Origin of the sequence: Salmonella sp. A7 (assembly GCF_020181675.1) — a bacterium.
GTDB classification, from domain to species: Bacteria; Pseudomonadota; Gammaproteobacteria; order Enterobacterales; family Enterobacteriaceae; genus Salmonella; species Salmonella enterica.
The window spans coordinates 1,607,507-1,620,864 of record NZ_CP084001.1 but is presented as its reverse complement, the minus strand read 5'-3'; the positions used below and the strand labels follow the sequence as shown (position 1 = coordinate 1,620,864).

The window sequence follows — 13,358 nt, the reverse complement described above, 5'->3', positions numbered from 1 at the left end:
TCAGCGCAGAGTTTATCTCTGCGTAATGTTCATGCGCGGTCATTCATTGTCTTTTTCTCAATACGATATTCTGTTAGCGCCCTCCTACATAAAAGACCGGTTATTGAGAAAATTACGCCCATCAGTCCGCAAAGGACTAACACCAGCCGCATCTTATATTTTGGTGTAACAGCAACATCTATCACTTCAATGTTAGCATTATTTTTAACCGCCTCCGACAACAATGATAGCTTTGCATATGTTTCCGTTTTTAACATATTTTTATGCACGCCATAACGTTTAATGTCACCATCATCGATATACCATGCTGCCATTTTATCGACACTATTTTTCAGGGTGGAAATAATATTATTGACGCTTTCTTCCCTCCCCTGCGCCTTAAAAAAGACAAGCTGATTTTTCGCGTCAAAACTTATTTTATTTTTATATTCCGCAGGCAAGAAACGGCTAAACTGGTTAAGGATAACCGTTGTTTTACATTGAATATCATTAGTATAGCCACATAACGCATAGGTAGCAGGCGTATCCAGATTAGGTTTGATTGTCATACTCACAACCTTTGTATCATGCTGCACGCTCACAAAAACATAGCCAATGGCAACAAAAATAAAGGTAGCGATCATGATACTTAGCCATTTTCTTATAAGGAATAAGGAAACGTCGACTAAATCAATTTCACTATTTTCTCCCCGCATTTCACATCCCTTTTAAAACGCTAATAGTCAACCCGAATACTGAAATAACAAAAAGCAACACCAGCGTAAAAATAAACGCCCTGGCTGCGAACGTATATTTCTTCATAAGATAAAACCCACACATAAGAATTCGAGTATTTTAAAGGAAAATAACAACACATTCACACTGGTTATATCGATCGGTAAATACATCAATGATAGATATAAACTATCAAATTCATGATATCGATCGTTATAAATAATTAAAATCGATCAAAATTCCTCTTTTTAATAGATAAAAGCTATCATATAAATAAAATTGATCGTTTTTGTTTTATGTGACGGTTTGTTCGGTACACATTCAGGCACCAACGGGGTTGGGCGGCGGCATCTACCGCTTCAGAAGCCACGAAATAAGGTAATCATGTATTACGCTATTTAATGATAAAAGGAGGTAATTTGAGGCGCAGCTTTTGCAGACTATTTCGGGATATAACATAAGCCCCTACGCATTTATCAAAAGCGGCTTAGCTCATGGTAAAGTTTTCTGTTCGAGTTCCAGCAAATAAATAATGGCCTCTTCCCGGGTCGTTAAACACATGTCCCCTGTCGGTTGCAAACCAGAGCACACTTTTGGGCGTAAAGGCGAGCCAAAGATAAGGCACAAGTTATCTTCCGAAAGCTGCGCGCATCTGGTATTCATCGGCTTGCCATTCGGCATTCCGGGTATCGGCGACGAAATTGAAGGCGCAATACAGCAAGCGCCACAACCGCTACGACAGTCCATGCTCAGCCCTCTATTTATAACCAAATGAAAGATAACAGAATTTGTCCAAAGAAAAATCCAGATTTAAAATGTGGACGTCATCATGATCAGGCCTGCCCTCAGACATTCCGAAGACAAGGCTGGAAACAGAAGGGACAACACAGCACACTTCCCCCCTCCGGGCGACATGCCATCGCGTATTCTCGTTGAACGCGGAGCGGAAAGCGGGCGAACAGTATCACCTTTTTTGCACCAGCAAAAGTGACAATTCCACTTGCCTGGACGGCCCGGCGCGAGTAGTTTTACGCGATATTTTAGATAATCTCTACAACAGGATCTCCTCGATGCCAAGAGCGAACGAAATCAAAAAAGGTATGGTACTGAACTACAACGGCAAATTGCTGATTGTGAAAGATATCGACATTCAGTCGCCTACCGCCCGTGGCGCCGCCACACTGTATAAAATGCGTTTTTCTGATGTCCGCACCGGTCTGAAAGTGGAAGAACGTTTCAAAGGCGACGATATCGTTGATACCGTCACCCTGAGCCGTCGCGGCGTTGACTTTTCTTATGTCGATGGCAACGAATATGTGTTCATGGATAAAGAAGACTATACGCCGTATACCTTCACCAAAGATCAGATTGAAGAAGAGTTGCTGTTTATGCCTGAAGGCGGAATGCCGGATATGCAGGTTCTGACCTGGGACGGCCAACTGCTGGCGCTAGAGCTTCCGCAGACCGTGGATCTGGAAATCGTCGAAACCGCGCCGGGTATTAAAGGAGCGTCCGCCAGCGCACGTAACAAACCCGCGACATTAAGCACCGGTCTGGTGATTCAGGTTCCCGAATACCTGAGCGCAGGTGAGAAAATCCGCATTCATATCGAAGAGCGCCGTTATATGGGGCGCGCGGATTAAGTTTCGCATTTTTCGGCTGCGCCCTGGGGCGCAGCCTGACCCTTTTCTTTATTGACTGTTCTGCGCCAGGAAAGAGAAACGTTAAAAATTTAACATTTTCTGCTCTTAAGATGGCAGAAGCACGACTTCGTCAACTCAGCGCTTCTCTTTTTCACGTTTATTCGCCAGGATTATTAAAGTTGTTATGTTGTATCAATATTCTGGAGCTGACGTGACCAAAACCAATCTTATTACTGGATTTCTCGGTAGCGGAAAAACCACCTCTATCCTTCATTTATTAGCCCATAAAGATCCGGCTGAAAAGTGGGCCGTCCTGGTTAATGAATTTGGCGAAGTGGGTATTGACGGCGCGCTGCTTGCCGACAGCGGCGCACTGCTAAAAGAGATCCCCGGCGGCTGCATGTGCTGCGTCAACGGATTGCCTATGCAGGTGGGGCTCAACACGCTGCTACGCCAGGGCAAACCTGACCGGTTGCTGATTGAACCAACCGGACTGGGGCACCCAAAACAGATTCTGGATTTATTAACTGCGCCGGTTTATGAGCCGTGGATTGATTTACGCGCTACGCTCTGCATCCTTGACCCTCGCCTGCTACTGGACCAACAGAGCGTCGCCAATGAAAATTTCCGCGATCAGCTCGCCTCAGCCGATATTATCATCGCCAATAAAACCGATCGCGCCACGGCGCAGAGCGATGCCGCCCTGCAACAGTGGTGGCGACAGTACGGCGGCGATCGCCAACTGATTCATGCCGAACATGGACAGATAGACGGTAAGCTTCTGGATTTACCGCGACAAAATCTGGCGGAACTGCCAGCCAGCGCCGCGCATTCTCACACTCATGCCAGTAAAAAAGGACTCGCCGCGCTAAATCTGCCCGCACAGCAGCGCTGGCGACGCAGCCTCAATAGCGGACAAGGTCATCAGGCCTGCGGCTGGATTTTCGATGCCGATACCGTGTTTGACACCATTGGCCTCCTCGAATGGGCTCGTCTGGCGCCGGTGGGCCGGGTGAAAGGCGTTATGCGCATACAAGAGGGGCTGGTACGCATCAATCGCCAGGGCGATGACCTGCACATCGAAACACAGAGTGTCGCGCCGCCGGATAGCCGGGTTGAACTTATCTCAAGCACAGAAACCGACTGGAATACGTTACAGACGGCCTTGTTGAAGCTTCGTTTAGCGACGCACGCGTAAGGTTGCCACCGTTTAAAAACTATGGCGAAATGACGATGAAAACCCGCTATTCCTTGATAATTCTGCTTAATGCCGCCGGTCTGGCGCTGTTTTTGTCATGGTATCTCCCCGTCAATCACGGTTTCTGGTTCACCATTGATTCCGGCATATTCCACTTCTTTAACCAGAAACTGGTGGAAAGCCACGCGTTCCTCTGGTGGGTCGCTATTACCAATAATCGGGCGTTTGATGGGTGTTCGCTGCTGGCGATGGGCGGACTGATGCTCAGTTTCTGGCTAAAAGAAGACGCATCGGGCCGGCGGCGCATTGTGATAATCGGATTGGTCATGCTGCTAACAGCGGTGGTGCTTAACCAACTCGGTCAGGCGCTGATCCCCGTCAAGCGCGCCAGCCCAACGCTCTCTTTTGAGCATATTTATCGCGTCAGCGAGTTGCTGCACATCCCGACAAAAGACGCGTCAAAAGACAGTTTCCCAGGCGATCACGGTATGATGCTGCTGATATTTTCCGCCTTTATGCTGCGTTATTTCGGCAAAACGGCGGGGATTATCGCCCTTATTATATTTGTGGTTTTCGCGTTTCCGCGCGTTATGATTGGCGCTCACTGGTTCACCGATATTGTGGTCGGGTCGCTCACGGTTATTTTGATTGGCCTCCCCTGGTGGCTGATGACCCCGCTCAGCGACCGGGCGATAGCGCTTTTTGAGAATTATCTCCCGGGCGGAAATAAACAAATTTTAAACAAATAACCCATGTAATTAACATTACCTTCAGCGATAGTTTTACATCGTTGAAGGTAATTTATGATGATATTCCCCCAGCCCATCATTTTTCGGTCATATTATTCCTCTGCAAAATGAACAGGTTGCACGATTTTTAAACGATCTGCGCTTAATTTGACCCTTGCTGATAGTTCACTTTTCGTATCATAAATTCTTATAAAAAATCACGCGAAATCGCTCGCAATGACAGCAACAATCGGGTAATCTCAAACTCGTTTTGCCTCGCCAGATAATTATTCTCATTGCGAATAAATTTGTGCGTTCCGCCACAGATTTGTGCACAAAGAATTGTCTCAAGCTGTGCAGGTAATTAGTCTCATCACGTTTGGCATTTTTATAACGATATTTATCGTTAAGGACTTCAAGGGAAAACAAACAACATGGTCAAATCTCAACCGATTTTGAGATATATTTTGCGCGGGATTCCTGCGATTGCAGTTGCGGTTCTGCTTTCTGCTTGTAGCACAACCACCAATACCGCAAAGAATATGCATTCTGAGACGCATGCTGTGGGCAATAGCGATAGCTCTTCACTGCAAGCCTCTCAGGATGAATTTGAAAATATGGTGCGTAACCTCGACGTTAAGTCGCGGATTATGGATCAGTATGCTGACTGGAAAGGCGTGCGTTACCGCCTGGGCGGCAGCACTAAGAAAGGCGTCGACTGTTCCAGCTTTGTACAGCGCACCTTCCGTGAACAGTTTGGTTTAGAGCTTCCGCGTTCAACCTATGAACAGCAGGAAATGGGCAAAGCAGTTTCACGCAATAACCTGCGTACGGGCGATCTGGTTCTGTTCCGCGCCGGTTCCACTGGTCGTCATGTCGGTATTTATATCGGCAATAACCAGTTTGTCCATGCGTCTACCAGTAGCGGCGTCATTATCTCCAGTATGAACGAACCGTACTGGAAAAAACGCTACAATGAAGCGCGTCGAGTTCTGAGCCGCAGTTAATATTCATCAGGCAGCACCTCCCTTGGCTTACCTGATGAGACGACATAAAAAGCACTGTTTCGGCAGTGCTTTTGCTTATTATCCCTTCTGAACCCATTTTGCCGAATAGCGACGTGTGGCCTCTTATCCAGCCTACCACACACGAACGTAGGCCTGATAAACATAGTGCCATCAGGCATTCAGGTCGTTTCCCCCAACGGCTACTGCGACAATACGCTTTCCTGCGCATCACAGAAAAGCATGACTATCCGGGGTAATCCAGGCTATAGTCTTATAAATCAACCAGATTAACCGGCATCCGCCTTTTCAGGTCACACCAGGAATTATGCTTACACGCGACTCCTCTTCCGGTCGGAAAATCCTGCTTACCTGTATCATTACGGGGATGGCAGCAGCATTACTTATTGGTAGCCTGCAATTTTTCCTGTCGTGGCATAAACGGGATGTTAAATACAATACGCTCCTTTCTGATGTACAACATTACCTGGCCAGCTATTTCGCCGACTTGAAAGCCACCACCGATATTCTTCAGCCGTTGACGATCAACACCTGTCAGCAGGTTGGCGCAGAACTTACCTCAAGAGCCGCTTTTAGCCTTAATGTCCGTGCCTTCTTATTGATTAAAGATAAAAAAGTGTTTTGCTCTTCCGCCACTGGCGCCATGAATATGCCGCTTCAGCAACTGGTACCGGATATAGATATCCGCAAAGACGTTGCTATGGCGATTCTGCCCGGCACGCCAATGATGCCCAACAAACCGACAATGGTGATTTGGTATCGGAACCCATTATTAAATGACAGCGGCGTATTCACATCGCTGAATATTAACCTGACACCCTACTTACTCTATACCACGCGCCAGGACGATTTTAACGGCATCGCGCTGATTGTCGGCAATACCGCGCTGTCGACTTTTTCTTCGCGTCTGCTGACCGTCGCGGAGCTGCCGGGTACGCCATCACGACAGACAACTATCAACGGCCTGCCGCTTAAAATACAGCTTTATGCCGATAGCTGGACCTACAATGACTTGTGGTATGCGTTGATGCTGGGCTGCATTAGCGGCATCGTAGCAGGGTTTATCTGTTACTTTATCTATGCCCTCCGGACGCGACCGGGCAAAGAGATTTTAACGGCGATCAAACACGAGCAGTTTTATGTGGTTTATCAGCCCGTCGTCGATACTCGTACGCTGAGCGTCACCGGGCTTGAAGTCTTACTGCGCTGGCGTCACCCTACGGCAGGCGAGATTCCGCCGGATGCCTTTATCCACTATGCCGAAGCGCAGCAACTTATCGTACCGTTAACGCAGCATCTGTTCGAGCTGATCGCCCGCGACGCGCCCACGCTACAGAAGGTGATGCCCGTCGGTGCCAAATTTGGCATTAACATCGCGCCGGAACATCTGCACAGCGACAGTTTTAAAGAGGATATGCACCGGCTCAGGGACGCCCTGCCCGCGCACCATTTTCATATCGTGCTGGAAATCACTGAACGCGATATGCTTCAGCAGTATGAAGCGGCCAAACTGTTCGAATGGCTGCATTCCGCCGGGTTTGAAATCGCTATAGATGATTTCGGTACAGGCCATAGCGCCCTGATTTATCTGGAGCGATTTACTTTAGATTATCTGAAAATCGATCGCGGCTTTATCCAGGCGATCGGCACGGAAACCGTCACGTCGCCGGTTCTGGATACCGTGCTGACGCTCTCCAGACGCCTGAATATGCTGACGGTGGCCGAGGGCGTTGAAACGCCGGAGCAGGCCCGTTGGCTACGCGATCACGGTGTTAATTACTTGCAGGGGTACTGGATTAGCCGTCCTTTACCCCTAAAAGATTTCGTGCTGTGGATGTCGGCGCCTTCCGTGCCTGAATGGTAGTCCCCTTACGGTTTTAACGGATTCACATCAGACGCAACGTCACTTATTATTCAGCGAAACGCCTGCCGGTTTGCAGCGGGCAATACGATAAGGAAACCGCCTTCAGATGATTGCGCGCGTAATGCTTCTGCTTGTCGCACTGGTTAGCGCTGGCGCCCAGGCCCAGGAAATCAAAGAAAGCTACGCTTTCGCCGTACTCGGCGAACCTAAGTATGCTTTTAACTTTGATCACTTTGATTATGTGAATCCTGCTGCGCCGAAAGGCGGTCAGATGACGCTTTCCGCCATTGGTACGTTCGATAATTTCAATCGCTATTCGCTGCGCGGCAATCCCGGCGTACGTACCGAAGCCCTTTACGATACGCTTTTTACCACCTCGGATGATGAACCCGGAAGCTATTATCCGCTGATTGCCGACCATGCCCGCTATGCCGCCGACTATTCCTGGGTGGAAATCTCGATTAATCCCCGTGCTCGTTTTCACGATGGCACGCCCATTACCGCCCGCGATGTGGCCTTTACCTTTCATAAGTTTATGACCGAAGGCGTACCGCAGTTCCGTCTGGTCTATAAAGGTACTACCGTGAAGGCGATTGCGCCTTTAACCGTGCGAATTGAGCTGGCGAAGCCTGGTAAAGAAGACATGCTTAGTCTGTTTTCACTACCGATCATGCCCGAAAAATTCTGGAAAAATCACAAACTCAGCGATCCGCTTTCAACGCCGCCCTTAGCCAGCGGGCCATACCGGATTACTCAGTGGAAAATGGGCCAGTACATTGTCTATTCACGCGTCAAAAACTACTGGGCGGCTAATCTGCCGGTCAATCGTGGACGTTTTAACCTCGACACTATCCGCTACGATTACTACCTTGATGACAATGTCGCTTTCGAGGCGTTTAAAGCGGGCGCATTTGATCTACGGCTGGAAAACGACGCTAAAAACTGGGCAACGCGCTACATCGGTAAAAATTTCGATAATCATTACATCATTAAAGAAGAGCAGAAAAACGAGTCGGCGCAGGACACACGCTGGCTGGCCTTTAATATTCAGCGCCCGGTATTTAAAGACCGGCGGGTACGTGAAGCTGTCACCCTGGCTTTCGATTTTGAGTGGATGAATAAAGCGCTGTTCTATAATGCCTGGAGCCGAACCAACAGTTACTTCCAGAATACCGAGTACGCCGCCAGAAATTATCCTGACGCCGATGAGCTGGTATTACTCGCGCCGATGAAAAAAGATCTTCCTCCTGAAGTCTTCACTCAGATCTATCAGCCGCCGGTCTCTAACGGCGACGGCTACGATCGCGAAAATCTTCTTAAAGCTGACGCCTTGTTGACGCAGGCCGGATGGGTGATCAACGGACAGCAACGGGTCAATAGCGTCACCGGTAAGCCTCTGACGTTTGAACTTCTCCTTCCTGCCAGCAGTAATAGCCAGTGGGTTCTGCCCTTCCAGCATAATCTTCAGCGTCTGGGCATTACGATGACTATCCGTCAGGTTGATAATTCTCAACTCACCAACCGGATGCGTAGCCGCGACTATGACATGATGCCGAGGCTATGGCGGGCGATGCCCTGGCCCAGCTCCGATCTACAAATCTCATGGGCGTCGGAATACATTGACTCCAGTTATAACGCTCCCGGCGTACAAAGCCCGGTGGTGGATAAACTGATCGCGCAAATTATCGCAGCGCAGGGTGATAAAGCGAAACTGGTGCCGCTGGGACGGGCGCTGGATCGCGTGCTGACCTGGAACTATTACATGCTGCCGATGTGGTATATGGCGCAAGACAGGCTCGCCTGGTGGGATAAATTCTCCCATCCGGCGATTCGCCCGGTATATACCATCGGGTTAGATACCTGGTGGTATGATGTCAACAAAGCCGCCAAACTACCGGCAGCCAGGAGGTAGTAAGAATCAATGGGCGCCTATCTTATCCGCCGTCTGTTACTGGTGATCCCCACGCTATGGGCCATTATTACCATTAACTTTTTTATCGTGCAGATCGCTCCCGGCGGCCCTGTCGATCAAGCGATTGCCGCGATTGAATTTGGTCAGGGCGGCGCGTTGCCCGGCGCCAGCGGCGAAGGCGTTCGCGCCAGTCATGCGCAAACCGGCGTCGGCAATATCAGCGACAGCCATTATCGCGGCGGCCGGGGACTCGATCCGGAGGTGATCGCGGAGATCACCCATCGCTACGGCTTCGACAAACCGCTGCATGAGCGTTATTTCAAGATGCTACGGGACTATCTCTCTTTTGACTTCGGCGACAGTCTGTTTCGCAGCGCATCCGTACTGACGCTAATCAAAGACAGCCTTCCCGTCTCCATTACCCTGGGATTATGGAGCACGCTGATTATTTATCTGGTGTCTATCCCGCTGGGGATTCGCAAAGCCGTCCATAACGGCAGTCGCTTTGATGTGTGGAGCAGCGCGTTTATCATTATCGGTTATGCGATCCCCGCCTTTCTGTTTGCTATTTTATTAATCGTCTTTTTTGCCGGCGGCAGCTACTACGATATTTTTCCGCTACGTGGCCTGGTCTCCGCCAACTTTGACACATTACCGTGGTACCAGAAAATCACCGATTATTTGTGGCATATTACGCTGCCGGTGTTGGCGACCGTCATCGGCGGTTTTGCCGCCCTGACGATGCTGACGAAAAATTCGTTTCTCGACGAGGTGCGTAAACAGTATGTCGTTACCGCTCGCGCTAAAGGCGTGAGTGAAAAAAACATTCTCTGGAAACATGTTTTTCGTAACGCCATGCTGCTGGTGATCGCCGGGTTTCCCGCCACTTTTATCAGTATGTTTTTCACCGGCTCGCTGCTAATTGAAGTCATGTTCTCGCTCAACGGCCTGGGGCTGCTGGGTTATGAAGCAACCGTTTCGCGCGACTATCCGGTGATGTTCGGCACGCTTTATATCTTTACCCTGATTGGCTTATTACTGAATATCCTGAGCGATATCAGCTATACGCTGGTCGATCCACGCATTGATTTTGAGGGACGATAATGCCGCGATTAAGCCCGGTCAATCAGGCCCGCTGGGCGCGTTTCCGCCATAATCGCCGGGGCTACTGGTCACTATGGATTTTCCTGGTAGTGTTCAGCCTGAGCTTATGCGCGGAACTGATTGCTAACGATAAGCCATTGCTGGTGCGCTATGAAGGCCAGTGGTATTTTCCGCTAGTAAAAAATTACAGCGAGCGCGATTTCGGCGGCCCGCTGGCGACAACGGCAGATTATCAGGACCCCTGGCTACAACGGCAGCTTGAGAATCGGGGCTGGGTGTTGTGGGCCCCCGTACGCTTTGGCGCCAATACCATTAATTTTGCCACCACGCAGCCTTTCCCCTCCCCGCCTTCGGCGAAAAACTGGCTGGGCACCGATGCGAATGGCGGCGACGTTTTCGCCCGCATCCTGTACGGCACCCGCATTTCTATTTTATTCGGCCTGATGTTAACGATTTGCTCCAGCGTCATGGGCGTACTGGCGGGCGCGCTACAGGGCTATTATGGCGGCAAAGTCGATTTATGGGGGCAACGTCTCATTGAAGTCTGGTCGGGAATGCCGACCCTGTTTCTGATTATTTTACTTTCCAGCGTAGTGCAGCCTAACTTCTGGTGGTTGCTGGCCATAACCGTACTGTTTGGCTGGATGAGTCTGGTGGGCGTGGTGCGCGCCGAGTTTTTACGGACCCGCAATTTTGACTATATCCGCGCCGCGCAGGCGCTTGGCGTCAGCGATCGTGACATTATCCTGCGCCATATGTTGCCTAATGCGATGGTCGCTACCCTGACATTTTTACCGTTTATTTTATGTAGCTCCATCACCACCCTGACGTCGCTGGATTTTCTGGGATTTGGTCTGCCGCTTGGCTCCCCTTCTCTCGGCGAACTTCTTTTACAGGGGAAAAACAACTTACAGGCTCCCTGGCTGGGGATCACCGCCTTTCTGTCTGTCGCCATTCTGCTATCGCTGCTGATTTTTATCGGCGAAGCGGTACGCGACGCCTTTGATCCTGCTAAGGCGGTATAAGATGACATCTCCATTGCTTGCGATTGAAAATTTATCGGTAGGTTTCCGTCAGCAACAGCACGTACGTCCTGTCGTTAACGCCATTTCGTTACAGGTGAACGCCGGGGAAACGCTGGCGCTGGTCGGCGAGTCCGGGTCAGGAAAAAGCGTGACGGCGCTTTCCATTCTGCGTCTTTTGCCTACCCCTCCCGCCGTCTACCTCTCCGGCGATATTCGCTTTCACGGCGAATCATTGCTTCATGCCAGTGAGCAGACGCTACGCGGCGTGCGCGGCAATAAAATCGCCATGATTTTTCAGGAACCGATGGTTTCACTTAACCCGCTGCATACGCTGGAAAAACAGCTCTATGAAGTGCTGTCGCTCCATCGGGGAATGCGTCGGGAGGCGGCAAGGGCGGAGATGATCGGTTGTCTGGATCGGGTCGGTATCCGCCAGGCGAGCCAGCGTCTGCGCGATTATCCGCATCAGCTTTCCGGCGGCGAACGCCAGCGCGTCATGATAGCCATGGCGCTGTTAACACGGCCGGAATTACTGATCGCCGATGAGCCGACCACCGCCCTCGACGTCTCCGTACAGGCGCAGATTTTATCTCTACTGCGGGAACTCCAGCGCGAGCTCAATATGGGATTGCTGTTTATCACCCATAACCTCAGCATTGTAAAAAAACTGGCGGATTCAGTGGCGGTAATGCAACACGGCAAGTGCGTAGAGAACCAACACGCCGACACGCTGCTCTCCGCGCCGACCCATCCGTACACGCAAAAACTACTCAACAGCGAACCCACAGGCGATCCGGTTCCGCTCCCCGCCGGGCAGACGCCGTTGCTGGAGGTGGACAGGCTGCGCGTCGCCTTCCCGATCCGCAAAGGCATTCTGAAGCGCGTCGTGGATCATAATGTGGTGGTTAACAATATCAGTTTCACCCTGCATCCAGGCGAAACGCTGGGTCTGGTCGGCGAGTCAGGATCGGGAAAAAGCACCACCGGTCTGGCGCTGTTACGGCTTATCCGCTCCGAAGGCCGCATCGTGTTTGACGGTCAATCGCTGGATACGTTAAACCGCCGCCAGCTTTTACCTGTTCGCCACCGTATCCAGGTCGTATTCCAGGACCCGAACTCATCGCTAAACCCGCGTTTAAACGTGTTGCAAATTATCGAAGAAGGCCTGCGCGTCCACCAGCCTACGCTTTCAGGCGCGCAGCGCGAACAGCAGGTGAAAGCGGTCATGATGGAAGTCGGCCTGGACCCGGAAACACGGCATCGTTACCCCGCTGAGTTTTCCGGCGGCCAGCGTCAACGTATCGCCGTCGCCAGGGCGTTGATTTTAAAACCGTCGCTTATTATTCTGGATGAGCCGACCTCATCGCTGGATAAAACCGTTCAGGCGCAGATTCTTGCCCTCCTGAAATCGCTCCAGCAAAAGCACCGTCTGGCCTATATCTTCATTAGCCACGATCTGCATGTAGTACGCGCGCTGTGCCATCAGGTTATCGTGCTGCGACAGGGGGAGGTGCTTGAACAGGGGCAATGCGAGCGCGTGTTTACCGCACCGCAACAGGCCTATACGCGTCAGCTACTCGCGTTAAGCTGACGCCTAAAAAGGATTATTGTTAGAAAAAGGTTCCGCTATCGCCACGCCGAAATTTTTCAGCCGACAGGTGGCGGCAAACTCATCCTGACGATTAACGAACAGGCACGGTTCCCCTTCGCACTCCAGCACGGAGCAAGGAACTTCAATATCGCTTAGCGCCTGGCTGAGCTTATGCATCACTGACCACGCGCTATCGCCTGCCGGACTCAACAGTTTAAGCGCCACCAGACTATTCTCGGTGCTCTGCCCGTTTTGCGGAATCGGTTCAACCTTTGACCCCGCAAAACCCGCCGACCAGCGATAGTTTTGCGGCAGACGGTGAACAATTGAGAGCTGTAATGTATTCACTTTCTTTCCCCGGAAGCACAATTACTTCACAATTTAATTACATTTATATTAACACATCATTGACAACCCGTCCTTAAACAGATTGCTAACGCCCTACTCTCCGTCAGTGGCTCTACAGCAAGCGGGAGTTAAAATAGTTTTACCGACGCGGAGATAGCGGCGGGCTATATGTACCCGTTTCTGCGATCTAACTCAACCTTTTTAAC

The 13,358-nt window shown here is 50.5% G+C and carries 13 protein-coding genes; 9 read left to right on the top strand and 4 right to left on the bottom strand.

The genetic code is table 11. From position 1 onward, the window contains the following. Positions 1-29 precede the first annotated feature (29 nt). The 3 genes from LCS67_RS07690 to LCS67_RS07680 all read right to left on the bottom strand — a co-directional run bounded on the left by LCS67_RS07690 (position 30) and on the right by LCS67_RS07680 (position 1,461). Positions 30-695, bottom strand: coding sequence for a GNVR domain-containing protein (locus LCS67_RS07690; protein WP_001213881.1), 666 nt, complete (start codon positions 693-695; stop codon positions 30-32). 1 nt (position 696) lies between these two features. After that, the gene (locus LCS67_RS07685) at positions 697-819 is read right to left on the bottom strand and encodes a membrane protein (protein ID WP_001519564.1); all 123 of its coding nucleotides are present in this window, start codon (positions 817-819) and stop codon (positions 697-699) included. 387 nt (positions 820-1,206) lie between these two features. After that, complete coding sequence (locus LCS67_RS07680) at positions 1,207-1,461, bottom strand: YkgJ family cysteine cluster protein (protein ID WP_001528509.1); 255 nt, start codon at positions 1,459-1,461, stop codon at positions 1,207-1,209. A gap of 323 nt (positions 1,462-1,784) precedes the next feature. Here LCS67_RS07680 and yeiP point away from each other — a divergent pair, with 323 nt between their 5' ends. From yeiP to yejF, 9 genes are all read left to right on the top strand, one after another. Continuing rightward, positions 1,785-2,357 carry an elongation factor P-like protein YeiP gene (yeiP, locus tag LCS67_RS07675; RefSeq protein WP_001136822.1) on the top strand — a complete coding sequence of 191 codons (573 nt, stop codon included), beginning with the start codon at positions 1,785-1,787 and terminating at the stop codon, positions 2,355-2,357. Between the two features lie 211 nt (positions 2,358-2,568). Then, a complete protein-coding gene (locus LCS67_RS07670; protein ID WP_000169351.1) occupies positions 2,569-3,555 on the top strand; it encodes a CobW family GTP-binding protein in 987 nt (328 codons plus the stop codon). A gap of 29 nt (positions 3,556-3,584) precedes the next feature. Then, positions 3,585-4,304 carry a phosphatase PAP2 family protein gene (locus LCS67_RS07665; protein ID WP_000178091.1) on the top strand — a complete coding sequence of 240 codons (720 nt, stop codon included), beginning with the start codon at positions 3,585-3,587 and terminating at the stop codon, positions 4,302-4,304. Positions 4,305-4,717: 413 nt separating this feature from the next. After that, the gene (gene mepS / locus LCS67_RS07660) at positions 4,718-5,290 is read left to right on the top strand and encodes a bifunctional murein DD-endopeptidase/murein LD-carboxypeptidase (RefSeq protein WP_000241015.1); all 573 of its coding nucleotides are present in this window, start codon (positions 4,718-4,720) and stop codon (positions 5,288-5,290) included. 325 nt (positions 5,291-5,615) lie between these two features. Continuing rightward, positions 5,616-7,172, top strand: coding sequence for a cyclic di-GMP phosphodiesterase (locus LCS67_RS07655; protein ID WP_000957765.1), 1,557 nt, complete (start codon positions 5,616-5,618; stop codon positions 7,170-7,172). Positions 7,173-7,278: 106 nt separating this feature from the next. Further along, a complete protein-coding gene (locus LCS67_RS07650) occupies positions 7,279-9,084 on the top strand; it encodes an extracellular solute-binding protein (RefSeq protein ID WP_000561742.1) in 1,806 nt (601 codons plus the stop codon). A gap of 9 nt (positions 9,085-9,093) precedes the next feature. After that, on the top strand, positions 9,094-10,188 hold the full coding sequence (locus LCS67_RS07645; protein ID WP_000501623.1) for a microcin C ABC transporter permease YejB: 1,095 nt from the start codon (positions 9,094-9,096) through the stop codon (positions 10,186-10,188). Continuing rightward, positions 10,188-11,213, top strand: a complete 1,026-nt coding sequence (locus LCS67_RS07640) for an ABC transporter permease (RefSeq protein ID WP_031567693.1) — start codon at positions 10,188-10,190, stop codon at positions 11,211-11,213. The genes LCS67_RS07645 and LCS67_RS07640 overlap by 1 nt, the downstream gene beginning before the upstream one ends. A gap of 1 nt (position 11,214) precedes the next feature. Next, a complete protein-coding gene (gene yejF, locus LCS67_RS07635) occupies positions 11,215-12,804 on the top strand; it encodes a microcin C ABC transporter ATP-binding protein YejF (RefSeq protein ID WP_031567690.1) in 1,590 nt (529 codons plus the stop codon). Positions 12,805-12,807: 3 nt separating this feature from the next. Here yejF and LCS67_RS07630 read toward each other — a convergent pair whose 3' ends face one another. Then, positions 12,808-13,152, bottom strand: coding sequence for a YejG family protein (locus LCS67_RS07630; protein WP_001094639.1), 345 nt, complete (start codon positions 13,150-13,152; stop codon positions 12,808-12,810). Positions 13,153-13,358: the final 206 nt, after the last annotated feature.

Excerpts from the sequence above, each read along its gene's own strand:
- LCS67_RS07690 (WP_001213881.1), bottom strand. The coding sequence starts at position 695 with ATGCGGGGAGAAAATAGTGAAATTGATTTAGTCGACGTTTCCTTATTC.
- LCS67_RS07685 (WP_001519564.1), bottom strand. The coding sequence starts at position 819 with ATGTGTGGGTTTTATCTTATGAAGAAATATACGTTCGCAGCCAGGGCG.
- LCS67_RS07680 (WP_001528509.1), bottom strand. The coding sequence starts at position 1,461 with ATGGACTGTCGTAGCGGTTGTGGCGCTTGCTGTATTGCGCCTTCAATT.
- yeiP (WP_001136822.1), top strand. The coding sequence starts at position 1,785 with ATGCCAAGAGCGAACGAAATCAAAAAAGGTATGGTACTGAACTACAAC.
- LCS67_RS07665 (WP_000178091.1), top strand. The coding sequence starts at position 3,585 with ATGACGATGAAAACCCGCTATTCCTTGATAATTCTGCTTAATGCCGCC.
- mepS (WP_000241015.1), top strand. The coding sequence starts at position 4,718 with ATGGTCAAATCTCAACCGATTTTGAGATATATTTTGCGCGGGATTCCT.
- LCS67_RS07655 (WP_000957765.1), top strand. The coding sequence starts at position 5,616 with ATGCTTACACGCGACTCCTCTTCCGGTCGGAAAATCCTGCTTACCTGT.
- LCS67_RS07650 (WP_000561742.1), top strand. The coding sequence starts at position 7,279 with ATGATTGCGCGCGTAATGCTTCTGCTTGTCGCACTGGTTAGCGCTGGC.
- LCS67_RS07645 (WP_000501623.1), top strand. The coding sequence starts at position 9,094 with ATGGGCGCCTATCTTATCCGCCGTCTGTTACTGGTGATCCCCACGCTA.
- LCS67_RS07640 (WP_031567693.1), top strand. The coding sequence starts at position 10,188 with ATGCCGCGATTAAGCCCGGTCAATCAGGCCCGCTGGGCGCGTTTCCGC.
- yejF (WP_031567690.1), top strand. The coding sequence starts at position 11,215 with ATGACATCTCCATTGCTTGCGATTGAAAATTTATCGGTAGGTTTCCGT.